General features: G+C 59.5%; 27 protein-coding genes and 2 pseudogenes. 16 read left to right on the top strand and 13 right to left on the bottom strand.

The features are described from left to right. Window positions 1–80: 80 nt before the first annotated feature. The 4 genes and pseudogenes from ACSSVY_RS20265 to ACSSVY_RS20250 form a co-directional block, all read left to right on the top strand. Window positions 81–362, top strand: a pseudogene (locus ACSSVY_RS20265) (strawberry notch C-terminal domain-containing protein); the annotation flags it as partial. Between the two features lie 14 nt (window positions 363–376). Further along, window positions 377–679, top strand: a complete 303-nt coding sequence (locus tag ACSSVY_RS20260; protein WP_454271648.1) for a hypothetical protein — start codon at window positions 377–379, stop codon at window positions 677–679. A 123-nt stretch (window positions 680–802) separates the two neighbouring features. After that, window positions 803–1,531, top strand: a complete 729-nt coding sequence (locus ACSSVY_RS20255) for a DUF736 family protein (RefSeq protein ID WP_454271646.1) — start codon at window positions 803–805, stop codon at window positions 1,529–1,531. A gap of 546 nt (window positions 1,532–2,077) precedes the next feature. Next, the gene (locus ACSSVY_RS20250) at window positions 2,078–2,203 is read left to right on the top strand and encodes an ion channel (protein ID WP_454271644.1); all 126 of its coding nucleotides are present in this window, start codon (window positions 2,078–2,080) and stop codon (window positions 2,201–2,203) included. A gap of 11 nt (window positions 2,204–2,214) precedes the next feature. Here the strand turns inward: ACSSVY_RS20250 and ACSSVY_RS20245 are convergent, their stop codons facing one another. After that, the gene (locus ACSSVY_RS20245) at window positions 2,215–3,831 is read right to left on the bottom strand and encodes an ISL3 family transposase (protein WP_073038202.1); all 1,617 of its coding nucleotides are present in this window, start codon (window positions 3,829–3,831) and stop codon (window positions 2,215–2,217) included. Window positions 3,832–4,172: 341 nt separating this feature from the next. On the opposite strand from ACSSVY_RS20245, the gene ACSSVY_RS20240 reads away from it, so the two are divergent. Continuing rightward, window positions 4,173–5,060, top strand: coding sequence for a DMT family transporter (locus ACSSVY_RS20240; protein WP_297777415.1), 888 nt, complete (start codon window positions 4,173–4,175; stop codon window positions 5,058–5,060). A 179-nt stretch (window positions 5,061–5,239) separates the two neighbouring features. On the opposite strand, the pseudogene ACSSVY_RS20235 reads toward ACSSVY_RS20240, so the two are convergent. Then, a pseudogene (locus ACSSVY_RS20235) lies at window positions 5,240–5,365 on the bottom strand (Tn3 family transposase); the annotation flags it as partial. Window positions 5,366–5,729: 364 nt separating this feature from the next. Between ACSSVY_RS20235 and ACSSVY_RS20230 the strand changes: the two are divergent. Beyond that, on the top strand, window positions 5,730–6,008 hold the full coding sequence (locus ACSSVY_RS20230) for a transposase (protein WP_454271642.1): 279 nt from the start codon (window positions 5,730–5,732) through the stop codon (window positions 6,006–6,008). A 388-nt stretch (window positions 6,009–6,396) separates the two neighbouring features. On the opposite strand, the gene ACSSVY_RS20225 is transcribed toward ACSSVY_RS20230, so the two are convergent. The 7 genes from ACSSVY_RS20225 to ACSSVY_RS20195 form a co-directional block, all read right to left on the bottom strand. Beyond that, entirely contained in the window at window positions 6,397–7,596 is a 1,200-nt protein-coding gene (locus tag ACSSVY_RS20225; RefSeq protein WP_454271640.1) for an MFS transporter, read from the bottom strand. 25 nt (window positions 7,597–7,621) lie between these two features. Then, window positions 7,622–7,777: a hypothetical protein gene (locus tag ACSSVY_RS20220; RefSeq protein ID WP_454271638.1), complete on the bottom strand. Its 156-nt coding sequence runs from the start codon at window positions 7,775–7,777 to the stop codon at window positions 7,622–7,624. A gap of 849 nt (window positions 7,778–8,626) precedes the next feature. Then, complete coding sequence (locus tag ACSSVY_RS20215) at window positions 8,627–9,403, bottom strand: MetQ/NlpA family ABC transporter substrate-binding protein (protein ID WP_454271636.1); 777 nt, start codon at window positions 9,401–9,403, stop codon at window positions 8,627–8,629. 39 nt (window positions 9,404–9,442) lie between these two features. Further along, a complete protein-coding gene (locus tag ACSSVY_RS20210; RefSeq protein ID WP_454271635.1) occupies window positions 9,443–10,117 on the bottom strand; it encodes a methionine ABC transporter permease in 675 nt (224 codons plus the stop codon). Continuing rightward, entirely contained in the window at window positions 10,107–11,168 is a 1,062-nt protein-coding gene (locus ACSSVY_RS20205) for a methionine ABC transporter ATP-binding protein (RefSeq protein ID WP_454271633.1), read from the bottom strand. The genes ACSSVY_RS20210 and ACSSVY_RS20205 overlap by 11 nt, the downstream gene beginning before the upstream one ends. 373 nt (window positions 11,169–11,541) lie before the next feature. Next, window positions 11,542–13,008: an efflux RND transporter permease subunit gene (locus ACSSVY_RS20200; RefSeq protein ID WP_454271631.1), complete on the bottom strand. Its 1,467-nt coding sequence runs from the start codon at window positions 13,006–13,008 to the stop codon at window positions 11,542–11,544. Window positions 13,009–13,176: 168 nt separating this feature from the next. Beyond that, window positions 13,177–13,878, bottom strand: coding sequence for an IS6 family transposase (locus tag ACSSVY_RS20195; RefSeq protein WP_047998185.1), 702 nt, complete (start codon window positions 13,876–13,878; stop codon window positions 13,177–13,179). Window positions 13,879–14,021: 143 nt separating this feature from the next. On the opposite strand from ACSSVY_RS20195, the gene ACSSVY_RS20190 reads away from it, so the two are divergent. Together ACSSVY_RS20190 and ACSSVY_RS20185 are read left to right on the top strand one after the other, a co-directional pair. Further along, complete coding sequence (locus tag ACSSVY_RS20190; RefSeq protein ID WP_073038216.1) at window positions 14,022–14,243, top strand: type II toxin-antitoxin system CcdA family antitoxin; 222 nt, start codon at window positions 14,022–14,024, stop codon at window positions 14,241–14,243. Between the two features lie 6 nt (window positions 14,244–14,249). Beyond that, complete coding sequence (locus tag ACSSVY_RS20185) at window positions 14,250–14,543, top strand: CcdB family protein (RefSeq protein WP_454271629.1); 294 nt, start codon at window positions 14,250–14,252, stop codon at window positions 14,541–14,543. A 461-nt stretch (window positions 14,544–15,004) separates the two neighbouring features. On the opposite strand, the gene adhP is transcribed toward ACSSVY_RS20185, so the two are convergent. The 3 genes from adhP to ACSSVY_RS20170 all read right to left on the bottom strand — a co-directional run bounded on the left by adhP (window position 15,005) and on the right by ACSSVY_RS20170 (window position 18,663). After that, window positions 15,005–16,039, bottom strand: a complete 1,035-nt coding sequence (gene adhP / locus ACSSVY_RS20180; RefSeq protein ID WP_027263657.1) for an alcohol dehydrogenase AdhP — start codon at window positions 16,037–16,039, stop codon at window positions 15,005–15,007. A gap of 13 nt (window positions 16,040–16,052) precedes the next feature. Next, a complete protein-coding gene (gene exaC / locus ACSSVY_RS20175; RefSeq protein ID WP_027263656.1) occupies window positions 16,053–17,573 on the bottom strand; it encodes an acetaldehyde dehydrogenase ExaC in 1,521 nt (506 codons plus the stop codon). A 133-nt stretch (window positions 17,574–17,706) separates the two neighbouring features. Continuing rightward, window positions 17,707–18,663, bottom strand: a complete 957-nt coding sequence (locus tag ACSSVY_RS20170; protein ID WP_027263655.1) for a GAF domain-containing protein — start codon at window positions 18,661–18,663, stop codon at window positions 17,707–17,709. A 135-nt stretch (window positions 18,664–18,798) separates the two neighbouring features. Between ACSSVY_RS20170 and ACSSVY_RS20165 the strand changes: the two genes are divergently transcribed. The 3 genes from ACSSVY_RS20165 to ACSSVY_RS20155 all read left to right on the top strand — a co-directional run bounded on the left by ACSSVY_RS20165 (window position 18,799) and on the right by ACSSVY_RS20155 (window position 20,603). Then, window positions 18,799–19,416, top strand: coding sequence for a plasmid pRiA4b ORF-3 family protein (locus ACSSVY_RS20165; protein WP_237273951.1), 618 nt, complete (start codon window positions 18,799–18,801; stop codon window positions 19,414–19,416). 120 nt (window positions 19,417–19,536) lie between these two features. Continuing rightward, window positions 19,537–20,130, top strand: a complete 594-nt coding sequence (locus tag ACSSVY_RS20160) for a recombinase family protein (RefSeq protein WP_454271627.1) — start codon at window positions 19,537–19,539, stop codon at window positions 20,128–20,130. Beyond that, a complete protein-coding gene (locus ACSSVY_RS20155; RefSeq protein WP_229709630.1) occupies window positions 20,127–20,603 on the top strand; it encodes a hypothetical protein in 477 nt (158 codons plus the stop codon). The genes ACSSVY_RS20160 and ACSSVY_RS20155 overlap by 4 nt, the downstream gene beginning before the upstream one ends. A 63-nt stretch (window positions 20,604–20,666) precedes the next feature. Here ACSSVY_RS20155 and ACSSVY_RS20150 read toward each other — a convergent pair whose 3' ends face one another. Beyond that, window positions 20,667–20,969: a hypothetical protein gene (locus ACSSVY_RS20150; RefSeq protein ID WP_229709631.1), complete on the bottom strand. Its 303-nt coding sequence runs from the start codon at window positions 20,967–20,969 to the stop codon at window positions 20,667–20,669. Between the two features lie 170 nt (window positions 20,970–21,139). On the opposite strand from ACSSVY_RS20150, the gene ACSSVY_RS20145 reads away from it, so the two are divergent. From ACSSVY_RS20145 to ACSSVY_RS20125, 5 genes are all read left to right on the top strand, one after another. After that, window positions 21,140–22,453 (top strand): dicarboxylate/amino acid:cation symporter, encoded by a 1,314-nt coding sequence (locus ACSSVY_RS20145; RefSeq protein WP_073038198.1) that lies wholly within the window; start codon window positions 21,140–21,142, stop codon window positions 22,451–22,453. Between the two features lie 109 nt (window positions 22,454–22,562). Beyond that, window positions 22,563–23,096, top strand: a complete 534-nt coding sequence (locus ACSSVY_RS20140; protein ID WP_454271624.1) for a tyrosine-type recombinase/integrase — start codon at window positions 22,563–22,565, stop codon at window positions 23,094–23,096. A 133-nt stretch (window positions 23,097–23,229) separates the two neighbouring features. Next, window positions 23,230–23,490, top strand: coding sequence for a helix-turn-helix domain-containing protein (locus ACSSVY_RS20135; protein WP_047998188.1), 261 nt, complete (start codon window positions 23,230–23,232; stop codon window positions 23,488–23,490). A gap of 75 nt (window positions 23,491–23,565) precedes the next feature. Next, window positions 23,566–25,287, top strand: a complete 1,722-nt coding sequence (locus ACSSVY_RS20130) for a SulP family inorganic anion transporter (RefSeq protein ID WP_454271622.1) — start codon at window positions 23,566–23,568, stop codon at window positions 25,285–25,287. Beyond that, window positions 25,287–25,529, top strand: coding sequence for a winged helix-turn-helix transcriptional regulator (locus ACSSVY_RS20125; protein WP_047998190.1), 243 nt, complete (start codon window positions 25,287–25,289; stop codon window positions 25,527–25,529). The genes ACSSVY_RS20130 and ACSSVY_RS20125 overlap by 1 nt, the downstream gene beginning before the upstream one ends. Window positions 25,530–25,593 lie beyond the last annotated feature (64 nt).

The raw sequence follows: 25,593 nt of genomic DNA, 5'->3' as shown, positions 1-25,593 counted from the left end.
GGGAGCGCACCAAGCTTCAGATGGCGCATATCAAGCTGTCACACAGCCGGGCCTTTCTGTTGCGTGCCTATCCGTTGCAAACCCATGAGATGCTGACCGCCGCCCTCGGCACCACCGCGCCGGTCGATCTGGGCCGGGGTCTGTCCCTGACCCGTCGCCGGGTCGCAGGCGAGATGCGCCTTGAGTTGGGCGGTGCGGATCGGGGCATGATCGACGGCCTCAAAGCGCTCGGCTGCTTCACTGAGATCATCGCCTTCCAATTGCGGGTGTTCCTGCCGCATGGGGACGGGGTCGACACGGGAAGCATTCTGGCCCGGATCGTGGGGCAGGCACCAGATGCCCCCTCAGTGGCAGCAGAATAGCTAAGGGGGCGATCATGACATTCGATGACATCAAGGCCGCCGTCGATGCCGGGCAGACCGTGCATTGGGCCAATAAAGGCTACGTTGTCCAGAAGGACTGGCTCGGTCAGTACCTCATCACCAATTTGCCGAATCGTAGCTGTATCGGTCTGACCGACCGGAGCGGGCAACGGTTGAACGGCAAAGAGGCGGAGTTCTTCATCGCGCGATCGGAGGACGGGGTGGAGAATCCGGGCAGCCAATCAAGACCAGACGGGCAGGGGAGGGGCGTAGCACCCGGAGGCGCGGGGGCATTCCCACTCGGACGGCAGCTCTGACCCGTAGGCGGGCTGAAAGGAAAGCAGGCTTTCTGATTTGTGATCCCTCAAGGGGTCGAGAAAGCAATCCCGGATGCGTTGGCAAGAACGTCAGGCACCGGCCAATCTAAAAGGAACCATCCCATGTTCGCAGGAACCCTCACCCGCAATGTCGAGACCGCAGCCGCTCAGTACACCGGCATGATCCACGGGGCACGCTTTGACATCGCCATCCAGTTGGAGGCGCGGGCCAAGATGTCCGAACGCAGCCCGGATTTTGACGTGACGGCAGTCAACAAATCAGGCCGCAAGGTGCGCATCGGCACGGCCTGGAACGAGACCGGCAATACTAGCGGCAACCCCTACATCTCGATGCAGATCGATGTCGGCTTGGGCCCGTTCCGTGTCAACGCGGTGCAGACTAAAGAGGCGCGCGCGGCCCAGAGCGGCGCGTTCGAGATCATCCCACTGGTCTCGAACGGCCTGATGAAATCCGGCTCGATCTCGGGCGAGCTCACCGCCATGGACGCTGACAACGCATTCACCGGCTACATCGCCAACATGATGTTCGATCTGGAGTTCATGCTGATCGAGAACAGCTACAAATCCGAGGAGACCCACCCCGATTACCGCATCGAGGTCAGCTCGCCCCGTGGCACACCGATCCGCCTCGGCTCGGCGTGGATGGCCAAAAGCAGCCGCACGGGCAATGACTACCTGTCGCTGCTGATCAACACGCCCGATGGCGACCTGCGCGTGAACGCCGTGCAGAACGAAGAGCAGCGCGGCGGGCAGACCTTCTCGATCATCCCGTTCATCGACAGCGGTGAGCAGCCGCAGGACGCAGGCGCGGGGCTCTCGCTGGTCGCGTGATTAGCGCGCGAGAGGAGACGATCTGAACCGAAAGGGGAGCCGTGGGATCACGGTTCCCCTTTTTCCATGTCCGTTTGCGTGAAGGACGCTACTCGCTTGCGGCAACACCGTTCATGATCACGACAAATCGGCTCGCGGTTGTGGTGCTTCGCAAGTTGATTAAATTGCAAAGCGCAACAGAGTAAAATTGGAATTTACTGTGGCTTCGGAGGCGGCAGCGATGCGCAGAAGGCTCGCGTTGCGGAACCGGGAGCTATCGTCCGCAGCCAGATCATGAACGGTCCAGAACCGTCACTCAACAGTGCCGCCAACGGTGCTGCGGTGGACGGTAGCTTTCGGCACGGGAGTTCAACATGAGCTACAGTAGGGCCAATATTTACAGCAACGTGGCGTAAGGATCCGGTGTCCAGCATGATCTGGAGTCACCGAGCAGCCTCGTTCCCTGTAGTTCATGACCGCTGAACATCAGGCTCCATGTAATCCCTCGAACAGGCATCGAGGCGCGAAGCCGGCCTTTACGCCCTCGGTTTCAGTGTTGGTGAATTGATGGGTATCGGCGGCTTTGAACAGGAGAACGTCGACACGTACATGGACGTTTTCTACTTTTCCTTGGTCAACTATTCGTCCCTCGGCCTTGGCGATATCTATCCTACGTGTCGCGTTGCCCTTTAATCGGCTCTGCCTCAATCTGTGTGGCGGAACGGTAGCATTCTCGCCCGCAACAATTCTGGACCGGCTCGACCGTACATGGCGCGTTTGAGCGTCTTCAGGCGATTGATCTGACCTTCTGCTTGGCCGTTGCTCCATGGCATCTCGATGGCGTTTTTGACTGCATCGAAGTCCCGGTTCAATGTGCGGGCAAAGCGCACGATGGGCGCCAGATCGGTTTCGATCGCGTTGTCGATCCATGCTGGGAGCGGGTCTGCTTGGCGGCTGCGCAGGATACCGTTGAACCGCATGGCGAGACTTCGCATCGTTGCGAAGGCGGGAGAACCGGCCTTGAGCGCGTCGACTTTCCGCGCTTGATCCGGGGTGAGCTTTCCGCGGGGTTTGATGCACAGCGCGGCTGCGATGACCGGGGAAATCGCGTGCCCCGTTTCCGGGTCCCGGACTGGCTTAAGGATTTCGTGCTCTACCTTGGAGTCGCTCCCTTGCTGTTCTGCTTTTCGCCAGCCCGCCAACAGACGCTGCAAATGCGACTGACTCCCCTCGTAACCGCGCTCTCGGATCAGACGGAACAGGGCGCTGCCAGTTCGAATGCCCTCCTTCCAGCTTTGGCTCAGGAACTCTTCAAAGTACCACGGCGATGTCGGCTTCAAAGCGGCCCGCCTGCGGTCCGGTGGTGTCTCGAACTGCAGCCATTTCGCGATGCTGCGACGCGGGAACCCTGTTCGCCGCCCGATCTCGCTGCATGAAAGCCCCTGATTTCGGAGCGCATGAATGGTGGCGAAAATCTCTTCCCGAGACGTCCTATGCGCCAGGCGTGACTTCAGAAGGCTGCCGGCTGCGGTGATGTTGTCGGCGTCGGACAGCAGCGCCCTGCCGGTCGCACGGCCGTGAAGGTTCATTTGCTCCTCGATGGCCTGCCGCAGGTTTTGTACGATATGGAACCGGTCAGCGACCTGCTTCGCCTGCGGTGCCCCTTGCCGTGCTGCCTGGGCGTAGAGACCGCAGCGATCTCTGCTGATCACTTCCACCTCGGGGTGTCGCTTCAGCCAGTTGGTGCAGCTGACGACATCTCGATCCTCAAGAATGTCGATCACCACGCGACGCTCCAGATCCACAATGATCGTGCCGTAGGTTTGCGATTTCCGCCAACTCCAGTCGTCGATCCCGATGACTGTCGGCGACTCGCCACTGTCTTGGGCACGGTTCTTCAGCTGCCTAAGCACCGTGTCATCGCTGACTCCAAGGCCCAAACGATGCAACAACCGCTCGGCTGGCCGTCCGCCGGTCGCATGCCCAAGATGGGTGACAATCTCCCCGACACGCGAAGTACGACGTGCAAATGGACGCGCAATCGAGGCGATTTGGTCTGAGAATGTTCGGCGTGGGCAAGCGGGTGCCTGACATCGCCAACGGCAAATTGCGAGATCAACCGTTACCTCGTCTCCATGCGCGGGATAATCCTGCAGCCGCCGACGCCGCCAGCCGTGACGTCGGCGTGAATGCAATCCACAGTCTGGGCAAATGCCGTTGGGAGCCAAGACGCCAGATACAATCCACCCGCCTCTTTCACTTCGCTCAACGCTTTGAACGGCAACATCGCTCCCGGGCGACCAGTGCTTCTTCGAACTCACAACTATACCTCCTGAATTTTCCAGTTTCAGGATAGTTGCGCCACACAAAGTGAGGCAGAACCGATTAAAGGGCAACGCGACAGCTGGCAATGGCAAGGTGTCATTGACGGCGCAAGCATGTAGAATCAAGGCCATCAGCCGACGATGACCGCAAATATCTAGGCGCTCACCAGCTGAGCGGGGTAAATGAGTACCATTGAAGGATGCGCAATTCGCATGACCAATATCCTGCGAGGCGGCCGTATCGTGGCTTTTCAGCCAAAGCTCCCTTGCCTCTATGGCGGGCGAAATCTACTGCTGTGGAATAGATCCCCCAAATTGCAAGGTCGATTGCAGCGCAGATGCCTACCCATTCCCCCTCCAACGTCACGGGATACGCTGCTGCTTGGAGCGTTGTTTTCATTTGGTCATTTTGGCTGATAGTCAGCCGTGTTGCCCATGACAGCGGTCTGACGATCTATGATCTGGCCGCATTTCGGTATGGCCTGGCGTCACTGGTAGCCGTGCCGCTCTGCCTCTATTACAAGCCCTGGCGGGGCCTTCGGCTGTTCCAGATTGCTGCGCTTTCGTTCATTTTGGGTCCGGTCTACATTCTTATAGTATTCTCCGGCTTTCTCTATGCGCCTGCCGCCCATGGTGGGATTTTCATGAACGGGATGCTGCCTCTTATAGGCATCTTTCTGGCAATATTGCTGTTGCGCGCGCTGCCAAGTTATAAACAAGTTTTTGGTGCTGTGCTGATCCTCATTTCCGCTGTCGTGCTAGCCTTTGACGCAAGCGGAACCAGTGGCGAGGATGCGTGGATTGGTGACCTGCTGTTTCTGATTGGCGCGCTGTTTTTCTCTTCCTATATTGTCCTCTCAGAGCGATGGCAACTTGGTGCGATGCAGATCATCTTTTGCGGGACTGTCGTCAATGCGTTGCTGTATTTACCAGTCTGGGCACTTTGGCTGCCAACCGGCCTTGGAGATGCACCCTTGGGACCACTCGTGCTGCAGGCAATCTACCAAGGCTTTGTGCCTAACCTAATTGGCCTACTCTTCATCGCCCATGCTTCACGGAGAATCGGGAATGGTGATACGTCTTTCATCCTGGCCGCGGTGCCGGGCGGAGGCGCTATTCTGGGGGCGCTGATTTTGGGGGAAAGCCTGAGCATAATCAGCATACTGGCGCTTGTTATGTTGACGATCGGATTGATGATAAGCGTCCGCCGAAGGAAACTGCTGTAAGAATCCACTATATTCGACGGGTCTCGGCCAGATTGACGCCGGTGTTGCCCGGTTTCTTGCCGACGGAGCCTAAGATGGAGAGCCCACCAGCAACCTGCTCGTGGAGCGTTTTGGCGCGATCGTAGAGATCATCATCCCTCCGCCGAAGAACGCTGTTCCAGGCCCTGACGCAGCTCATGCGCCCAGGTCAGCTGTGCATGGCTGACGCGCGATGAGGCGTAGGCCATCCGCTCAACCCCGAGATTGGTCGCCCCGGCCAGGATGGTGGCTAACACAGCGTCAGCCTCATCGTGATGTTTGCCAGAGTCGATCAGGAGCATGAAGCACGGAGACGCCAGTCGCGATTGTGGTCGGGCGCATTCGTTGCCTCTTGGGATTGGCGCCAGCGAGATCAGCAGACGGAAATCCTAGGCGCGTCACACACAAATTGTTAGCAACGGCGGCTTAAAACACCGCCGTTACAAATTTATGCCGCGATGGTTTCCAGCATCTTCGTCATACACAACGCTGCCTCACCGGCTTCATGTCCTTTCAGAGCAAACGCTCTCGGAAAATTCTCAAATGGTGCTCAGTTTCGTGGAAATTATGCGGACTCAGTGAGATTGAAGTGGTCCGGCAAAACTGGACAGCGTGCTAAGATGTATCCAACAAGGACGACAGGATACGCAAATGACCAAGAGACGCAGTTTTTCAGATAAGTTTAAGGCTACGGTGGCGCTTGAGGCGCTTCGTGGAGACCGGACAGCGCAAGAGATTGCGGCCAAGCACAAAGTCCACCCGACGCAGGTGACGACTTGGAAACGGCAGGCGATAGAGGGTCTGACGGGTGTGTTTTCCGACAAGGTCAGAAAAGCGGAAGACAGCGAGGCCGAGGTCAAAGAACTTCATGCGAAGATCGGAAAGCTGGCGGTCGAAAACGATTTTTTGTCACAAGGGCTGAAGCGATGAGCCCGAGTGAACGCAAGGCTATGATCCATCGGGATCATACGGCCTGAGCCAAGCCACGAATTCGGCGCGCCTACCTGCCGCCCGTTACAGCGAAAACTTACAGGTGGCGTGCCGCCTCTCGTGCGGTCATTCCTTCACCGATCAATCGTGCAAAACGCTTCGACAGTTCACTTGGCAACGGTGCTGGCATGACATGACCATCGCAAACAGGGTGAATCTTAAATCAGCAGGTAAGAGAATCCTCCCTATTCAAACTTTCCTCGAAGCGCTTTAGCGCATTGATCACGGTCGCCTAAATGTGTTCTATCTCAGGCGAATTGCTGTGACCTCATTAAGATTTGCACCAGGAAGCTCCCGATACGACAGTCCTGACCCGAGTTTTTGAGCGTCAATACTTCGCGTCCTCATCAATCCGGGGCAAGAACCAAGTCAGCAATCCCGCAAGCGGCAGGAAAGAGCAGATCCGATACACCGTCTCGACGCCGTAACTGTCCGCCAGCACCCCAAGAAACCCGGCTGAAATGCCTGCAAGGCCAAAGTTCAGACCATAGAACAACCCACCGATCAGCCCGATCCGGTTGGGCAGCAGGTCCATGGCGTAGATCAGGATAGAGGCGAAGGCGCTTGCCATGACAATATTGATCATCACCGTCAGCACCCCGGTCCAGAACAGATCGGCGTAAGGCAGGATGAGCGTCAGCGGCAGTGGCCCCAGCACCGATATCCAGATGATCCGGTAACGACCGATCCGGTCGCCCACAATCCCCCCGATCAGCACACCCGCCGCGGCCGCCAGCAAAAAAACAAACAGCATCATCTGCGATGCGGGGATGGACAGGCCAAAACGATCCATCAGATAAAAGGTATAGAAGGAGCGAAAGCTTTCGCCGTAGGTGTTTTTGGTGAACATCAGAAAGATCAGCACGACAAGACCAACACCGATGGTCAGCGGTGCGTGGCCCGCCGTCTCACCTGCCTTTTTACCTCGCGCCCGCAACGCTGCGAATTCAACACTTAGCTGTCGTTGTTTGCTGCCGATCCATGTCAGCAGCACCATCGCGGCCAGAGCAGTCAGCGCGAACCACGCAAGGCTGGGCTGCCCCCAGGGCACGATAATCAGCGCGGCAAATACCGGGCCCAGCGCCCCGCCTGCCTGCCCGCCGACTTGAAATATTCCCTGCGCAAGCCCTTGTCGGCCCCCAGCGGCATAGCGCGCCATGCGCGTTGCCTCGGGGTGAAATATAGACGAGCCGATGCCGATCAACGCCACCGATAGCAAAATAATCGGATAACTCTGGGCGAAAGCGAGACTGACCAGCCCCGAAAGCGTGAACATCATCCCCACGACCGGCGAATACGGCGCGGGGTGCCGGTCCGTTACCATGCCGATCACCGGTTGGAGCATGGCCCCGGCAACCTGGAATGTCAGGGTGATCATACCGATCTGAACGAAATCCAGCGCATAGGCCTGCTTGAGGATCGGATAAGCTGCGGGGATCAGAGATTGCATCATGTCGTTCAGCAGGTGTGTCAAACCAAGCACCACCAGCACAGTCAAATGAGTCCCTGAGCGGGTTGCAGTCGTCATGTCGTCGTCTTTCACTTTCGGCCCATCAGGTACCAATATAGGCAATTGCCCACAATCTGGCGGTCACCGCAAGGAACCAGATATCGGCGTTGTCGCCACGCGCCAGCATCAACCCTGTCGTGGCGCGACAATCCGGCTGTCCGAGCGTCCATGTTGGCACGCTTAATTGTCCAAGTATCATCAGGCCGCGTCTTGCGATTGTGTCGTGAAGGTGGTGGAAATTTGAAGGTGGCGTACTGTCTGGCTCCACAGGGCCTTGGGCTATCGCCCACCGGCGTCGGAAAGCCTGAGGCAAATAGACCAGAGGCCAACCGTGCATTGATATTCAAACTGTACCACCCGGTGGGGGCATTCCGTGAACACCTAGGGGCTATTCAGGACTACTATTTTCATTGTGAACAAAATGAGTCGCATTATACGGTGTTTGCCGAAGAAAATAAGCGCGGGCGGCGTCTGTAAGGCCAAACCTCTCAACATATTCCATTAAGATTTTCCAGATTTGTGAGTTATCATCCGGCTCATACTGCATCGATCGAGACCTCCTAATCACTAATGATTCATTGTCGCATGCCAAGTATTAAGATTTTACTAACGCAAGATTGCGAGGCTTGTATGGCCTTTAAACATAATAGAAACAAAGCCGGCTTTGGTCGGTAATAGCCGACGCCAAAAAATTCCATTTTCTGACAAATGCTAACGTCCTGTTCTGCGAAGTTGTAAAATTTGCATACCAATTGCCATTGCTGGCCCGATACCCAATGCGAAGAAGACCGTGCCCAAACCTAGCGTGCCGCCCAACGTCCAACCGACCGCGACAACCGTCAACTCAAGAAACATCCGCACAAGCGCGATGGGTTGATGTGTAATAGCCTGAAGCCAAAAGCCGTTCCAGATGGAGCGCGAACAATTCACAGCGCATAGCAACTCTCGGCTTTTCCGCAGCTATTCGCCTCGACGAACTTTCGTGAAATGGCAAAGAGGCTTGCCAACGGTCTTGGATACAAGAGGCGTGGCAAGCCCTACAGCTGTCTTACCAGGAGGTAATGACGGCACCGCTATAGGCGTCCTCGATAAACGCTTTGATTTCATCTGAATGATACGCCTCAACCAGGGTTTTGACCCATGGCAGATTTTCGTCACCGCTGCGCACGACAAGGACGTTCACATAGGGGCTGTCGGCTTTTTCCATTGCAATGGCATCGTCCTTGGGGCTCAGGCCCGAGGCGATCGCATAATTGGTGTTGATGATTGCGACGTCCGCATCCGCCAAGGTGCGCGGCAACTGCGCGGCATCGAGTTCGAGGAAATTCAAGCTCTTGGGATTGTCCGCAATGTCGAGCGGGCTGGGCACGAGGCCGGTGCCCTCGGTCAATGTCAGCAGGCCGAGATCCTGCAGCAGCAACAGCGCGCGGCCTCCATTGGTCGGATCGTTCGGAATGGCCACTTTCGCGCCATCTTCGAGGGCGGAAATATCGGCGATCTTGTCGGAATATATGCCCATGGGCGTGGTGATCGTATTGCCGATAACGGTCAGATCGAACCCGCGATCCTTCATCTGGTTGTCCAGATACGGGACGTGCTGGAACGAATTGGCTTGGATATCGCCATCCGCCAGTGCGGTGTTCGGAATGACATAGTCGGAGAATTCCACAACGTCGATCTCGAGCCCCATAGGTGCGGCGATCTTGGCCACTTCGTCCATGATTTCGGCGTGCTCGCCGGGGGAGACGCCGACCTTGATCTGCTCGGCCACAAGGGCGGATGCGGCAAGCGCAAGAATGGAAGTCAGAGTGGTAAGACGCAGCATGATGTTGCTCCTGATTGATGAAAACGGAATGGGCCAGGTTTATTGGCCCCGGCCCTTGGCGGGACGTTTATCGACCCTGGCGGCAATCCATTCGCCGATGGATTGCACAAGCTGGACCAGGACGACAAGGATGACAACGACCACGGCCATCACATCGGGCATAAACCGTTGATATCCATAACGGATGCCCAAATCGCCAAGCCCCTCGCCACCGACCGCACCGACCATTGCCGAATATCCGATCAGGCTGACAACGGCCAGCGTGAGGCCAAGGGTGATGGAGGGCAGCGCCTCGGGGATCAGCACCTTGCGGATGATCTGCAACGGCGTGGCCCCCATGGCGCGCGCCGCCTCGATCAGCCCGCTGTCGACCTCGCGGATGGCGTTTTCGATCAGGCGCGCGATGAAGGGAACGGCGGCGATGGTCAGCGGCACGATCGCCGCCGTGGTGCCGACGGAAGTGCCCGCGATCATGCGCGTGAACGGAATGATCGCCACCACGAGGATGATAAAGGGAACCGACCGCGTCGCATTGACCACAAGCCCCAGTACCCTGTTGACCGACGGGGCCGACAGCAGCTCTCCGCGCTGCGATGTCGCCAGAAACACGCCAAGCGGCAGGCCGAAGATACAGCCCAGAACGGTTGACGCCGCGACCATATAAAGCGTTTGCCACGTTGCCTCGACCAGCAGGGCGATCAGGTTAGCCGACATATCCAAGCACCTCCGTCAAAAGCCCGTGCCGCTCCATATAGGCGCGTGCCTCCTGTCCCTTGTCCGCGTCGAAAGAGATCAGCAAATTGCCGAAGGGCTGCGTGCCGATCTCCTCGACAGCACCGGCAAGGATATTGACGGCAATGCCCAGATCGCGGGTCAGGCGCGCCAGCATCGGGTCGGTTGCATGTTTGCCGGCAAAGGTCACGCGGACCACCTCCTCGCACGGCCCGGCCGGGCGGGTATCGTGCAAGCGGCCCTTGATAAAGGCCGGAAGGGTGACACCTGTCACGCCGGACAGAAACGACCGCGTGGTGGGATGCTGCGGCGCGATAAACACATCATAGGTTTTGCCCGCCTCGACGATCTTGCCGTCTTCGATCACGGCCATATGGCTGGCGATATCGCGCACCACAGCCATTTCGTGCGTAATCAGCAGGATCGTCAGCCCCAGCTCGCGATTGATGTCCTTCAAAAGCTCAAGCACGGTCTGTGTCGTTTCGGGGTCAAGGGCCGACGTCGCCTCATCCGACAGCAACACCTTTGGTTCGGTCGCCAAAGCACGCGCAATACCGACACGCTGTTTCTGACCGCCCGACAGCTCTGCCGGATAACGGTCGCGCTGCGCATCAAGTCCGACGCGGTGGATCAAATCCGCCACACGTGTTTTGATCGTTGCGCGAGGCACGCCTGCGACCTCCAGCGGCAGGGCGATATTGCCCGCCACCGTCCGGGAGGCCAGAAGGTTGAAATGCTGGAAGATCATACCGACATCCCGCCGGATCTCCCGCAACGCGGCCCCCTGCGCCGCGCCGACATCCTGCCCGCTAACCAGAACCTGGCCCGCCGTCGGCCGCTCCAGACCGTTTACCATGCGCAGCATGGTGGATTTGCCTGCCCCAGAACGGCCGATGATGCCGGTAATCGCACCAGCCTCGACGGTCAAGGAAGCATCGTCAACCGCAGCGACAACGCCCCCGCCCGGTTTGGCAAATGCCTTCGTCACCGCCTGAAAAACGATAGAGGCACCTTGGATTTTTCTATCTGGCATCAGATCAGCGTCCGGCTTGCAAGGGTATTCACGGCGGATAAACAAGGTCCGGCTGGAATGTTCAAGGGCCGTTTGCGGCGATGGCACCGCTGGTAAGTCCAACGATTATGTGACCTTGACATCTTTTGGAACGGGCTTGCGGATCGACCCCTTCCGGGGGGGCCACAGTTTGTCTGACGCTCGCTGCGCCAGAGAAATATTCTTTTGAGATAAAAGCGGGGACCGCGGAGGCAGGTCAGAATGCGCTGGTCCAGCCGCGGATTTTTCATTTTGCAGCGTATATTTCAGTTAACCGTCAGGCCTCGTTAATCCAGCCCTGTGACAAGAGCGTTCAATCGCCTGGAAAGTACGCCGACATGCTTGCAGCAACGCCTTACGCAGCCTCTGCTGACTGCACCGCCGCATTTTCGCGCCGCAGCCCCTGCGCCGCCATACCCGGATCGGCGCCCCAGACCGCGATCCAGCGGTAGAAAACCGGGGTCAGGAACAGGGTAAATACGGTGGCGAATCCCAGACCACCGACAATGACCCAGCCCACGGCAATCCGCGCCTCCGCGCCTGCGCCAAAGGTCAGGATCAGGGGCATCGCGCCGAACACGGTTGACACCATTGTCATCATCACGGGCCGGATGCGCAGGCGCAGCGCATCACGAATGGCGCTGTCGATATCCTGCCCCCGCTCGCGCAGCTGGTTGGCAAATTCGACGATCAGGATACCGTTCTTGGCCATGATCCCGATCAGCATCACCAGCCCGATTTCGCTGTAGTAGTTCAGCGATCCGCCCGTCAGCGAAATCGCCATCAGCGCGGCGGCCAGCCCGAAGGGCACAGTCAGCATGATCACCACGGCGCTTGCGAAACTCTCGAACTGCGCCGCCAGCACCAGCAGGACCACGGCAAAGGCCACGCCAAAGACGATGATCATGCCCAGCTGGCTTTCCGACAGGCTGGCCGCCTCGCCGGTGAATGTGATGCCCATGCCGCCGGGCAGCGTCTCTGCCGCGATCGCGGACAGCCGGGTCATCGCGGCGCCAAGGCTGGCACCCTCGCCCAGATTGGCCCGCACCGACACGGCCAGCGATCCGCCCTGGCGCTCGATCTCGGACCGGCCGACGACCTGCTCCATCGTGGCGGCAGAGGACAGCGGCACGAAACTGCCCCCCGGCAGGCGCAGATAGATCGATTCAAGGTCCGAGGGGTCGTTGATCGGCGGGCCGCCCGGCACCACATTGACGTCGGTTTCGGTGTCATCCTCGAACACGGTGACGGCGATGTTGCCGCGCACCATCGCGGCGATCGTGCGAGTGATCTCCGCCTGTGTCAAACCGAACACACTGGCCATATCCGAATCGACGCTCACCTCCAGCTGGACCTGCACCGCATCGCCCGACAGCTGCGGATTGACGAACATCGCCTCCTGCGCCATTTCGGCCACCAGATCCTCGGCGGCGGCGGTGATCGCGTCCACGTTATTGCCGGTCACGGCAAAGCTCAGCCCCTGCCCCGCGCCCCGGATATTCAGGCTGTTGCCCGACCGCACGCTGACCTGCACCCCCGGCACCGTATCCAGCCGGTCGCCGATGCTGGCAATGATCTGCGCCTGCGTTCGGTCGCGCGCCGCCCAATCGGACGGGCGCACGATGATGAATGCGCTGGTGCCGCCGCTGATGCCGATGATGCTTCGGACGGCGTTGACTTCGCCGCTGTCACGGTAGGGGGCTAGAATATCCTCGATCTGGGTGATTTGGGTGTCCAGATACTCGACCGTGATGTCAGACGCACCGCGCACCATGATCATGAAGAACCCCCGATCCTCGTCCGGCGTGATGCTGTGGGACACAACGACAGGATCATTCGTTGAGATAAGCCGTCCAGTTTTGCCGCGCATGCACAATAAGCAGCAGCTCCAGCCAGCTGGCTTCGATCCGATAGAGGATGAGATGAGACCCTGAGCGGGTGTTGTCACGTTAACCTGTCGGCAATCGGCGAAGGCATCGCGTTAGTGGGATCAGGCGATGTTCGCAGCCGTTTTCCAGACATCAAGTGCCTGCAACCGATGGAAGCGGATGGTTAAGGCTGTGCGGCGGCAGGATGGGACAAAGAAGCAGTTTCGGGTTGCTGAGTGAACAGACACGAAGCGCTGCAAGCCGCCGGGTGATCGGTGTCCTTGCATCACCCGTTCCCGCTTTCGAAACGGCAGGTGGCTGTTCTCTGCGCGATTATTCAGGCCCTTGTGCGACCAATGATCCAAACCGGGCGCTACGTCGCGCTTGGCAGCGCCATAGGATCGCAGCTTGTCCGTTATAATCCGTTTTGGCACGAAGCCATGACGCTTGAGAAGTCTGAGCATCAGACGTTTCGCAGCCGGCTTATTCCGACTGGACTGGAGGATTTCATCCAGCACAACCCCATGTTGATCGACCGCGCGCCAGAGCCAGAATGGCCTGTCGGCAATCTTCACGACGACTTCGTCCAGATGCCAAACATCACCCGGACGGGCTTGCCTCCGTCGCAGATTCTGGGCGATCTGAGGCCCGAATTTGACCGTCCAGCGCCTGATGGTTTCGTAGGACACATCAATTCCGCGCTCGAGCAACATCTCCTCAACCTCACGCAGGCTTAGGTTGAAGCGCATGTAGAGCCAGACCGCGTGAGCGATAATCTGGGATGGAAAGCGATGGCGCTTGTAGCTGATAGCCGATGTCTGCATTGCAGTCAGATAAGAAGAAATCGCGACGCGAACAACAATAGGGCAGTTAACGTGACATCACCGGCGGCCGCTCTCTAGCGCCTGTGGACAATTAGAAGTGAACGAAGCCACTCCGTGGTGGGAGCGCCGAGCACACCAAAATCATGGCGCGGGTGAAGGTCAATCTGACGCTGGATGCGGACGTGGCGGAATCGGCGCGCGCGCTCGGCTTGAACATGTCGCGCCTTGCGGACTCGGCGATCGCCGAGTCCGCCAAGGTCGAGCGCAATCGCTTGTGGCGGGCCGAAAACCAAGCCGCAATCAACGCCTATGCGGAAGAAGTCCCGCGGGAGGGATTGCCCCTCGCCAGATACCGCAGCTTCTGATCCGGTATGGCCCAGTTCGATCATTTTCGTCTCGATGACGGGCAACTCGTCGTCGATCTGCAGACCGACCTGATCGGGATCGAGGCGACCTGCGTCGTCGCTCCCTTGCGCGAGGCCGGTCGCTACACGACGTTTCCGAGCCTGACGCCTTCTGTCGAAATTGACGGAACGGCGTGGATCGTCCGGGTGCAAGAGCTTGCCGCGGTTCCGGGCGCGGAGTTGCGCGAGCGGGCCGGATCCTTGGCAGCGCATCGCGATCCATTGAAGCGCGCCCTCGATATCCTGATCGACGGCGTGTAACGCGGCAAGGGCCGGCGACGAGGACAATGCGCAATGGGTTTCGACATATCTCGTTCAACCTGTCCACTGACGTCCAATAAGGCAAGCTTATCAAGGTGTTGCCGCAAGGCGGAATCCACGTAAGAAATGAGGGCAACGGTTGCGTTGGCTTGGGTGATTCACTCCACTGCCGGTTGTGATAGGTTGCCAGACAACCCACCAGATCGTATCCCTCATGTTGAAATGGCTTGCTGTCTGCGCCCTGTTGTTTCCTGTCACCGCGACCGCGGAACGGATCAGTGCGTCCTCAATCTATGTTGCCGACCGGGCCAGATACACAGAGCTCATGACACTCCCTGTAGCCGGCCATAGATTGACTTGGCCGCGCTGAAACCGCGTCACCCAAACGTCGCACATGGTGTCCGAAAACCAGCATCATAGCGGTCAGCCGGATAGAACTCGGGCCGACCGCTATGGTCAGATCAGGCGGAGAGATCCATGACCATCCGGCCTTCGATCTTGCCGGCCTTCATCCGGTCGAAGATCGTGTTGACCTCGTCCAGGGACGCGGTCTCGATGGTCGCCTTCACCTTGCCGTCGCCCGCGAAATCGAGCGATTTCTGAAGATCGAGCCGCGTGCCCACGATGGAGCCGCGCACGGTGATCCCATTCAGCACCATACCGAAGATGTTGAGCGGGAAGTCACCCGGCGGCAGGCCGTTCAGCGCAACCGTGCCTCCGCGATCCACCATGCCAACGGCCTGCTCGAAGGCCTTTTCACTGACCGCCGTCACCAGGATGCCCTGAACGCCCCCGCCTGTTTCGCGTTTGACCTCGGCCGCCGGGTCCTCGCTTGTGCGGGCGTTCACGGTGATCTTCGCTCCCAGCCGCCGGGCGAGGTCGAGCTTGGCATCGTCTATATCGACCGCGACCACGTCGAAACCCATGGCGGCGGCGTATTGGACAGCCATGTGCCCGAGCCCGCCGATGCCCGAGATGGCGATCGTGTCGCCCGGACGGGCATCGGTCATCTTGAGGCCCTTGTAGACAGTAACCCCCGCGCAGAGAACGGGCGCGATTTCGTTGAACCCGATATTGTCGGGCAGGTGGCCGATGTAGTTGGGATCGGCCAGAACGTAATCCGCAAACCCGCCATTTACCGAGTACCCGGTGTTCTGCTGGCTTTCGCATAGCGTTTCCCAGCCGCCAAGGCAATGGCGGCAATGGCCGCAGGCGGTATAGAGCCACGGTACGCCGACGCGGTCGCCCTCTTTCACGTGGGTCACACCCTTGCCCACCGCCGAGACAAATCCGACCCCTTCGTGGCCGGGAATGAACGGTGGCTTGGGCTTGACGGGCCAATCACCCTCGGCGGCGTGCAGGTCCGTGTGGCACACGCCGGAGGCCTGAATGGCGACCTGTATCATGCCGGGCTCGACCTCGGGGACGGGTACTTCCTCGATCCGGAGAGGCGCACCGAATTCGCGGACCACGGCTGCTTTCATCGTTTTTGACATCTTTTCTTCTCCCTTAGAAAAAACCAAGCTTGTTTGGGTTGTAGCTGACCAGCATGTTCTTGGTCTGCTGATAATGGTCGAGCATCATCTTGTGGTTCTCACGCCCAATCCCCGATTGCTTGTATCCGCCGAAAGCAGCATGGGCGGGATAGGCGTGATAGTTGTTGACCCAGACACGGCCCGCCTCGATCCCGCGGCCCATGCGGTAGCAGCGGTTGGCGTCTCGGCTCCAGACACCGGCACCCAAGCCGTACATGGTGTCGTTGGCCAGCGCCAAGGCCTCGGCTTCGTCCTTGAAGGTTGTGACCGACACGACAGGGCCGAAGATTTCCTCCTGGAAGACGCGCATCTTGTTGTGACCCTTCAGGATCGTGGGCTGGATGTAGAAGCCGCCTGCTATGTCGTCCGAAACGGCGGCCATACCGCCACCTGTCAGCACCTCGGCCCCCTCTTCGACACCTATGGTGAAGTAGGACATGATCTTGTCACGCTGCTCCTCGCTGGCCTGAGCGCCGACCATGGTCTTCATGTCGCGCGGATCACCCTGTTTGATGGCTTTCACCCGCGCGATGCAGCGTTCGATGAAGTCCTCGTAGATGTCTTCCTGGATCAGAGCACGGCTGGGGCAGGTGCAGACTTCGCCCTGGTTAAACGCGAACAGCACGAAACCCTCGACCGCCTTGTCGAGAAACGCGTCGTCCTCGGCCATGATATCCGAGAAGAAGACGTTGGGCGACTTGCCGCCGAGTTCCAGCGTCACCGGGATCAGGTTCTTGGTCGCGGCCTGCATGATCTTGCGGCCGGTCTCGGTCGAGCCGGTAAAAGCGATCTTGGCGATGCGCGGGCTTTCGGCCAGCGCCCCGCCGACCTCGGCACCGTAGCCGTTGACGACGTTCAGCACGCCGTCAGGCAGCAGGTCCGCGATCAGTTCGGCCAGCACCAGGATTGCTGCGGGGGTCTGCTCCGCGGGTTTCAGCACGATGCAGTTACCCGCCGCCAAGGCCGGGGCCAGCTTCCAGGCGGCCATCAGGATCGAGAAGTTCCACGGGATGATCTGGCCGACCACGCCGAGAGGCTCATGGTAGTGATAGGCCACAGTGTCCGCATCGATCTGGGACATGGTGCCTTCCTGCGCCCGCAATACCCCGGCGAAATACCGGAAATGGTCGATCGCAAGTGGAATATCGGCGGCCGTCGTCTCGCGGATCGGTTTACCATTGTCCCAGGTTTCGGCCCGAGCCAGAAGATCGAGATTTTCCTCCAGCCGGTCCGCGATCTTGAGAATTATGGTCGCCCGCTCCGTTGCGGACGTGGCCCCCCATTGCGCCTTTGCGGCGTGCGCGGCGTCGAGTGCCAGTTCCACGTCGGCAGGACCTGATCTCGCGACCTGACAGACTGTCTGCCCGTTGATCGGGGTTACATTGTCGAAATAGGCGCCGTCAACCGGGGCAACGAATTTGCCGCCGATGAAGTTGTCGTACCGGTCCCTGAAGGGCGAGACACGGACGCTTTCGGGTTTGCTCATCTCGTTCATGGTTTTCCTCCGTTGATTGACCGGAACCTCCTCCCGGTCCGATATCAGCATGCCACAGAGGTATTGGGGGGCGAATAGAGCCAAGTATGGCTGATGGGCCGCTGTGTCTCAGCAGTGAGACAGCTGGCCGGTCTTACCTTTCGATTCCGAGCCGGCGCATCTGCCGATAGAGCGTGGCGCGTCCGATCCCGAGCATCCGTGCCGCCTGCGAGACGTTGCCATCTGCGCGGACCAGTGCGCGGACAACCGCAGCCCGTTCAGCCTTCTTGAAGCCCGTGGGGCCGTCGTCCCGACCAAAAAGGTCCACTGTCGGACGGGGTTTGATCTGTCCAGTCGGCTCAAGCCCGAACATGCGGCGCGCGGTACGGGTAGCACCGATCACCAGATCATCTCCGTCCACGGCCAATAGGGCTGTTGCATCGATCCCGTCCGGGCCTGCCATGATTATCCGCGCATTGGGGAAGGACGATCTGAAATGACAGTTCTCGATGACCTGAGCGTACTGGGACACCGTGTTAGACAACAGCCGGTTGAAGCCTTCGGTCTCGTCAACGCGCGCTGATGAGACATCGAGTGCCGCAAGAATGTGTCCATCCGCCCCGAAGATTGGCGCATCCATGCAGCTGAGGGCCGTGTTCCGCGCGAAAAAATGATCCTCGCGATGGATGGTGATCCGGCGCTTTTCGGCCAGGCAGGTGCCGATCCCGTTCGTGCCCTCGTGCGCCTCGCTCCAGTCGGCACCGGGGTGAAGACCCCAGTTGCGAAAGGTTGCTGCATCCGCATCGGCGCATCTGAGGTCGAGCACGATCCCGGTTGCATCGGTCAACAGAACCCCGCAGCCCGAGGCGCCGACAAGCGCGAAAAGCTCATCCAGCTTCGGCGTCGCCATTGCGAGGAGTCTTCCGAGTTCGTCCCGGCGTCGAGCCAGTTCGCTGCATTCGATCAGATAAGGCGCTTTGTCATTGGCGGGATCAAGACCGTGATGCTCCATCGAGCGCCGCCAAGATGCCGCCAGAGGCGAACGCGCCGCGTCCGACCCGGATTCGACCACGCGGATCACCTTCTCTACATGATGCGCCTCCCGTCGCATGATGTGTCCTCCCGTATAAGGCAGGCAGCAAAGGGCGAGAGCAAAGCGCTTGGGGTTGCGCGATCCACGCCCCTCTGAAGTCTTTCTCGCGGATCATAACACATTCAACGGTGATGTCACGTTAACTGGGCGCTTATGGTAAAAAAAGAACCCCAGGTCCTACGGCTGAGAATTACTCTTGAATATGTCGACCCCGCCCCGTGGCGGGAAATCGAGATCCGCTCGGACAAGACCCTGCCACACCTGCACGATGCCATTCAGGCGGCTTTCCTATGGTACGACATGCACCTGTGGGACTTCGAGATTGGTGACCGGAAATATCAGATGAAAAGCGAGGCCTTCTGGATCGAGCCGATGTTCGGGCCACCCGTGATGGAGGTCACTACGAAAAAGCTGGACTTTTTCCTGAACGCCAAGGTGCCACCGGTGATCTACACCTATGACTTTGGCGATGATTGGGCGCATCGCATTGAGCTCGTCTCAACACGCACGGTTGTGCCAAATGAGCCATTGCCGCGTTTTGTCGGCGGCCAATGGGCAACCCCGCCCGAGGACATTGGAGGCCCGCCCATGTACGAAGTCTTCAAGGAGGCGCAGAAGAATACAAACCACCCGGAACATGACTGGGCGAAGAAAGCAGGATACGTTGACTGGGCTCATGATGAAATCCACGCCGATGCTGTCAGTGAGCAGTTCGCGAAACTGCAGAGACAAAAGACACGGCGGACATCACGTTGGGTTATGGAGGGCTAGAGGCGTCATAATGGGTATACTCATAGTGACAACGCGCATGAACAGCGAAAGCAGCCGTTTTCCTATTCACTTTGGGTCTTTTTTAGATAATGAACAGATCACGTCAGAGGCACACCCATAATGAACACTTATCAGGCCAAAATCGGATATGCGCGCACTTCGACCGTCGAACAGAACCTCGATGCGCAGATTGCTGTCTTGAAAGAGGCCGGGTGCGGCATGGTCCGCACCGAGCAAAAGAGCGGGACCAGCCTGGAGGGACGACCCGAACTCAAGACGATCCTCGACTTCATCCACCCAGGAGAAACGCTGGTCGTCACGCGCATTGACCGGCTGGCCCGCAGTCTCAGTGATCTGCAGGCTATCGTCACTCACCTGAAATCCAAGTGCGCGCACCTGGCGGCCACCGAGCAGCCTGTGGATACATCCACGGCAACCGGAAAAGCCTTTTTCGATATGCTTGGCGTTTTCGCTGAGTTCGAAACCAACCTGCGCCGGGAGCGCCAGGCCGAAGGCATTGCCTCAGCAAAGCAGCGCGGTGTCTATCGCGGGCGCAAACCCAAAATCGATCTCGAGGCCATTCAGGCGAAGCTGATCGACGGCTGCTCGCCCACCGAAATCGCGCGAGAGATGCGGATATCGCGCGGAACCGTCTATAAAGCAAAGGCCCAAATGACCTTGAACCACAATGGCAACGGGACGGCTGCGTCATGAAAAAGAACACCCGCAAGCCAAAGGCCCCCGCGAAAAAAACGTCGGTCCAGACAAGTTCCAAAGTTTCCCCGCCGCGCAATCTGACACCAGAGCTGTGCGATCGCCTACGCCGAGACATGATGAAGGCCTGCCTCGCCGTGGCTGAAACACATGGGTTGACGGTCGAAGGCGGCGAGTTGAGCGATATCGATCTGCGTCATAGCTTCAACATCGGCTTCCGCGTCGGCATTCCGATGGAAGACGGCGCGATCTACTCGCCGGACAAAGCCATGTTCGAAGTGCTCGCACCGCATTTCGGGCTGGAGCCATCTGATTATCGCCGAACGTTTAAAACCGGTGGAGACCTTCACCGGATCGTTGGGATCAACCCCAACAGACCCAAATACCCTATCAGCACTGAACGGGTCTCCGACGGTCGAGGCTTCAAGATGCCAGCCGAGAACGTCACTTTGTATCTGCAGCGGTCAGACTGATAGAGAGTACTTTCTTTGTTCTCTCAAAAGCCCAAATATGCAGCTTCGGGCCAGCTAGGCCAATCAGAGCAGATCGGCAAACTGCTCTAGGTCAGCAACAGTTGCGACCAGCCCTTGCTGTGTCAGGATCGACAAATACTCGTCAACGCTCTTGCGCGGGTTTTTGAGGCGCGCGCGAACTTTGCGCAGCGCTGAACAAACCAGGCCAGGCGTGAGAGAAAGCTGATCCCGGAAGAAGTCATCGGGGTGCTGAGTCTCGATGCCGAACGGCGCGAGTCTCTCGGGCGGGAAGTCCTTCAGGTTCTGAGTGACGATAGCGTCACAGCGCCCGACGATGGCGGCTGAGAAAACCCGCGGCCGCGACAATGACCAGAAGGTGGAGCGCGCTTTGCATGGTCTCTCCTTTAGCCCAAACCTGGATGGCTTGAAACACGGGCGGAGTTTCGTGTGTTTTCGTCATTATCCGCCAGAGAGTTAACCTTCACATCAGGCCGTGCTATGCGCGTGCCATGACGCAGCGCACACAAGACCCCCCGATGCAGATCGCCAAGCAGCGCTTCAAGTTGCGGGGCTGGATCACCTCCAGGCTTTGGGCACAGGTGATGGCTGGGATGATCCTGGGGTTTGGGCTCGGTCTGCTCCTGAGCGAGGCAACGGGACTGGTACAGCCGGACACCGCGGAAGTGATCGGGATCTGGCTGGCGCTGCCCGGCAAGATATTTCTGGCGTTGATCGCCATGGTGCTGATCCCGCTGATCTTCTCGTCTATCGTGGGGGGACTCTCGGGTGCCGGATCGGGCGAGGAGTTGCGCTCGGTCGGGTTGCGGCTGGCGGCCTTCATCCTTTCGACGACGACTGTCGCGGCGACCATCGGCGTGATGCTGGCTCAGTGGCTCAAGCCCGGCGAGGGGCTTGCCGGTTTTTCGGCGGGGCCTGCCGATCCGGCCCTAGTGGATCTGAACGGCGCGATACCGGACGTGCCGGATCAGGAGGCGCCAGCCGCCCTGCCGGACATGATCGTCAATATCCTGCCGACCAACCCCACCGCGTCGATCGTGCAGGGGGACATGCTGGCCGTCGTCGTGCTTGCGCTGCTGGTCGGCATTTCGGTAACCCAGGTTCAGGACAAGCGCGCCGCGCCGTTCCTGGCCTTGATGGATGCGGTGCTATCGATCTCGATGAACATCGTCAAATGGGCGATGTTTCTGGCGCCTTTCGCGGTCTTCGGGCTGATGGCACAGCTGGTGATGCGCATGGGGTTCGAGACGATGCTCGGCATTTCTGGATATGTCGGCAGCGTTCTGCTGGGGCTGGCCGCCCTGCTGAGCCTCTATTTCCTGATCGCGCTGCTCTTTGCGCAGGTCACGCCGGTGCGCTTAGTGAAGGCGGCGGGCAGCAACCTGTTGTTGGCCTTCTCGACCTCCAGTTCCTCAGCGGTGATGCCGGTGACAATCCAGACGGCGCGCAAGCTTGGCGTGCCGGAAAACATCGCCAACCTGGTCGTGCCGCTCGGGGCGACGATGAACATGGCCGGCACCGCGCTCTATCAGGCCGTCGCCATCCTGTTCCTCGCACAGCTTGCCGGGGTGGACCTGACCGCCGTCCAGATTTCCGTCGTCGTCGGGACGCTGGTGGCGTCCAGCATCGGCGCGCCCGGCACGCCGGGCGTCAGCATCGCGATCCTGGTCAACGTAGCGACGAACATGGGCATCCCGGTCGAGGGTATGGTGATCATTCTCGGCGTCGACCGACTGCTCGACATGTGCCGTACAGCAGTCAATGTCACCGGTGATTTGGTAGCTGCGGTGCTGCTGCGCGCCGTCGGGAGAAATCCCGTCGAAACCGCATAAGGCTAGCAATACAGTTTTAGGCAGCGGGCTCATAAAATTCGATCCACAGCCTGACCGACGCCAGTTTGATCATCGACAAGAAATTGCGTGACGTCTTCATGCCCTCGTTTTGGAGGGAAAGACTGTCGGGCGCCTGTCCGAGGCAGCAGAGCTGAAGGTGCAGGATCTGTCGCTTGCCGCCCGAAGGGGTGGCCATGATCTTGCGACCCTTCATGGAAAGGGCGGCAAGATCCGCCAGTGCCCGTTATGGCCAGAAACCGAGCGGGCTCTTGCGCACGAAATCCGGGATCGCGAAGGGGATACACCTGTCTTTGTCAGCAGGCTTGGGGCAGGGTTCACGCGGTTCGGCGTCTATCGCCTGATCGAGCGCTGCGCTGCGCATGTTCCTGCGCTCGCCGGCCGCACGATCACGCCAGATGTGATCCGACATACGACCGTCTGCCATCTTGTCCTTGCCAGGGTGGACATCAACACCATCCGCGCATGGCTTGGGTATGTGTCGATCAGCACGACCAACATTTATGCCGAGATCGACCTGACGATGAAGGCCAACGCCGTTGCACTCTGCGAAGTCGGCCAACAGAGATCAGGGCGCTCGTGGAAGGTGGACAAAGACCTGATGGCGTTACTGAAATCCTTGTGAGACGAAATCCCCGATGTGGGTTGCCACATCGGTGAGGGCAATGCACTGATACATATCCAAGGCACCTACATTGATACTTGAAATATCAAATATAATAGTTTAGATCGGCATTATCCCATTCACAGGATACCTCATGATCACTGGCCCCCAGATGCGCGCTGCACGTGCTTTACTCGGTATCGACCAGAAGACCCTGGCCGAGCTGGCAGGGCTTTCTGTGCCGACGATCCAGCGCATGGAGGCAAGCACCGGCAATGTGCGCGGCGTGGTCGACAGCCTGACCAAGGTCATCGCAGCGCTTGAGCTTGCCGGGGCAGAACTCATTGGAGAAGGCTCCGTCAGCACGGCGGGCGGACGCGGTGTGCGCCTCAAGGTGCCTCCACCCAGACATTGAAAAACTCAACACGCGACGGCGACCGCCGACAAAAAGCCGACGATCCCGCCGCTACCCTAAAAGGTGCGGCCGAAGATGAAAGACCAGACCACCAGACAGAGAACGGCACCCAGCTTCGTCGAACTCTTCACTCCGAAACTCGTCACCGTCCTGCGTGAGGGCTATGGACTGCCCCAGTTGCGGGCGGATGCCATTGCCGGTCTGACCGTTGCCATCGTCGCACTGCCCCTCTCGATGGCGATCGCTATTGCCTCGGGGGCGACCCCGGCACAGGGGCTCTACACCGCGATCGTTGGCGGCTTCCTTGTCTCGCTTCTGGGCGGTTCGCGCTTCCAGATCGGTGGCCCAGCTGGTGCCTTCATCGTGCTGGTGGCCAGTACCGTCGCACTGCACGGAATGGACGGGCTGATCCTCGCGACCTTCCTGTCGGGCTTGATGCTGACTGCAGTCGGGTTCCTGCGGCTTGGCACCTTCATCAAGTTCATCCCCTTCCCTGTGACCGTCGGGTTCACAGCCGGGATTGCGGTGATCATCTTCGCCAGCCAGATCAAGGAGCTCTTCGGCCTGACGCTCGATCATGAGCCCGGTGAGCTCCTTGAAAAACTGCCCGTACTGTGGGCGGCCCGGGACAGTATCACGCCCGCGGCCGTTCTGCTGTCTGCCACGACGGTCGGTATCATCCTCGGCCTGCGCCGGTGGCGTCCCCATTGGCCGGGCATGCTGATCGCGGTCGCGGTCGCGGCGGCAGTCGTCGCGCTTCTGGGGCTGCCGGTTCAGACCATCGGCACCAAGTTCGGTGGGATCCCATCCTCACTTCCTGCCCCGCGCCTGCCGGAACTCTCGCTGGAGAAGATCTTGGCGGTGCTTCCGGCGGCGATCTCCTTCACCCTGCTCGGCGCCATCGAGTCGCTTTTGTCGGCGGTCGTGGCCGACGGCATGACAGGGCGGCGCCACCGCTCGAACTGCGAGCTTGTCGCGCAGGGGGCGGCGAATATCGGGTCTTCCCTCTTCGGCGGCTTCTGCGTCACGGGCACGATTGCGCGGACGGCAACCAACGTGCGGGCGGGCGCGCATGGGCCGGTCGCAGGGATGCTGCATGCGGTGTTCATCCTGCTCTTCATGCTCGTTGCCGCGCCCCTTGCCGCCTATATCCCGCTGGCGGCATTGGCGGGTGTTCTGGCCGTCGTTGCCTGGAACATGATCGAGAAACCCGCCATCGCGATCCTGGTGCGCTCGGGCCGGGGCGAGGCGACAGTGCTTGGCGCGACCTTCTTCCTGACCATCTTCCGCGATCTGACCGAGGCCATTGTCATCGGTTTCGCACTCGGCTCGGTCCTGTTCATCCACCGCATGAGCCAGACAACCGGGGTTGCTGCAAACACCGCCTTCGTCGGGCGTGACGAGGCGGACAGCACTCACCCGCGCGAGGCCTATGATGAGGAGGCCGCAGCCAACCCTGAGGTCGTGGTCTACCGTATCACCGGCGCGCTCTTCTTCGGTGCAACGGCCTCGATCGGATCGGTGCTCGACCGCATTCAGGACAGCCATAAGGCGCTGATCGTCGACTTCTCGGCTGTGCCGTTCCTCGACTCGACCGGGGCCAACATGATCGAAGGCCTTGCACACAAGGCACACAAGCGTGGCGTGGCCCTTTGGCTGACGGGCGCGAGCCTTGACATCCAGCGTGTGTTCGTGATGCACGGCCTGAAACGGCCACTCGTCCACTATGCCGCTTCCGTCGAGGACGCCCTCAAGAGCGTTGAGGACGATATCGACGCCCATCAGGACGCCGCGTGATGCAGAGAGCCGCGTTGGAGCGCCGGCGGCGCCGAGAGTCCTTCGATCCACAGGAGCGACGCCGCTACGTTCTTTCCGCGCTTGAGCGTCCACGCACGCAGGCAGAACTTCGTGACGCCCTTGGCATGAGCAACAGCGGAATCCTGCACCTCCTGCGGCGCCTCGAGCGGGACGGGCTGGTCCGCCCAGCCGAACGTGTGGTCTGGACGCGTGTCTGGGAAAAGACGCGAAACGGTGACTGACGTCATGCACGGAGACAGCTCGAACGCCACGCCGAATGGGAATGCGCCGTCCGCGGTTCTGTCG

The organism is Roseovarius sp. MBR-51 (assembly GCF_053628575.1).
This window is presented reverse-complemented; position numbering and strand designations above follow the sequence as displayed.

Bases quoted from the DNA above. Each gene is read 5' to 3' on its own strand.
- ACSSVY_RS20260 (WP_454271648.1), top strand. From the start codon at position 377: ATGACATTCGATGACATCAAGGCCGCCGTCGATGCCGGGCAGACCGTG.
- ACSSVY_RS20255 (WP_454271646.1), top strand. From the start codon at position 803: ATGTTCGCAGGAACCCTCACCCGCAATGTCGAGACCGCAGCCGCTCAG.
- ACSSVY_RS20250 (WP_454271644.1), top strand. From the start codon at position 2,078: ATGGGTATCGGCGGCTTTGAACAGGAGAACGTCGACACGTACATGGAC.
- ACSSVY_RS20240 (WP_297777415.1), top strand. From the start codon at position 4,173: ATGCCTACCCATTCCCCCTCCAACGTCACGGGATACGCTGCTGCTTGG.
- ACSSVY_RS20230 (WP_454271642.1), top strand. From the start codon at position 5,730: ATGACCAAGAGACGCAGTTTTTCAGATAAGTTTAAGGCTACGGTGGCG.
- ACSSVY_RS20225 (WP_454271640.1), bottom strand. From the start codon at position 7,596: ATGACGACTGCAACCCGCTCAGGGACTCATTTGACTGTGCTGGTGGTG.
- ACSSVY_RS20220 (WP_454271638.1), bottom strand. From the start codon at position 7,777: ATGATACTTGGACAATTAAGCGTGCCAACATGGACGCTCGGACAGCCG.
- ACSSVY_RS20215 (WP_454271636.1), bottom strand. From the start codon at position 9,403: ATGCTGCGTCTTACCACTCTGACTTCCATTCTTGCGCTTGCCGCATCC.
- ACSSVY_RS20210 (WP_454271635.1), bottom strand. From the start codon at position 10,117: ATGTCGGCTAACCTGATCGCCCTGCTGGTCGAGGCAACGTGGCAAACG.
- ACSSVY_RS20205 (WP_454271633.1), bottom strand. From the start codon at position 11,168: ATGCCAGATAGAAAAATCCAAGGTGCCTCTATCGTTTTTCAGGCGGTG.
- ACSSVY_RS20195 (WP_047998185.1), bottom strand. From the start codon at position 13,878: ATGCAGACATCGGCTATCAGCTACAAGCGCCATCGCTTTCCATCCCAG.
- ACSSVY_RS20190 (WP_073038216.1), top strand. From the start codon at position 14,022: ATGGCGCGGGTGAAGGTCAATCTGACGCTGGATGCGGACGTGGCGGAA.
- ACSSVY_RS20185 (WP_454271629.1), top strand. From the start codon at position 14,250: ATGGCCCAGTTCGATCATTTTCGTCTCGATGACGGGCAACTCGTCGTC.
- adhP (WP_027263657.1), bottom strand. From the start codon at position 16,039: ATGTCAAAAACGATGAAAGCAGCCGTGGTCCGCGAATTCGGTGCGCCT.
- exaC (WP_027263656.1), bottom strand. From the start codon at position 17,573: ATGAACGAGATGAGCAAACCCGAAAGCGTCCGTGTCTCGCCCTTCAGG.
- ACSSVY_RS20170 (WP_027263655.1), bottom strand. From the start codon at position 18,663: ATGCGACGGGAGGCGCATCATGTAGAGAAGGTGATCCGCGTGGTCGAA.
- ACSSVY_RS20165 (WP_237273951.1), top strand. From the start codon at position 18,799: ATGGTAAAAAAAGAACCCCAGGTCCTACGGCTGAGAATTACTCTTGAA.
- ACSSVY_RS20160 (WP_454271627.1), top strand. From the start codon at position 19,537: ATGAACACTTATCAGGCCAAAATCGGATATGCGCGCACTTCGACCGTC.
- ACSSVY_RS20155 (WP_229709630.1), top strand. From the start codon at position 20,127: ATGAAAAAGAACACCCGCAAGCCAAAGGCCCCCGCGAAAAAAACGTCG.
- ACSSVY_RS20145 (WP_073038198.1), top strand. From the start codon at position 21,140: ATGCAGATCGCCAAGCAGCGCTTCAAGTTGCGGGGCTGGATCACCTCC.
- ACSSVY_RS20135 (WP_047998188.1), top strand. From the start codon at position 23,230: ATGATCACTGGCCCCCAGATGCGCGCTGCACGTGCTTTACTCGGTATC.
- ACSSVY_RS20130 (WP_454271622.1), top strand. From the start codon at position 23,566: ATGAAAGACCAGACCACCAGACAGAGAACGGCACCCAGCTTCGTCGAA.
- ACSSVY_RS20125 (WP_047998190.1), top strand. From the start codon at position 25,287: ATGCAGAGAGCCGCGTTGGAGCGCCGGCGGCGCCGAGAGTCCTTCGAT.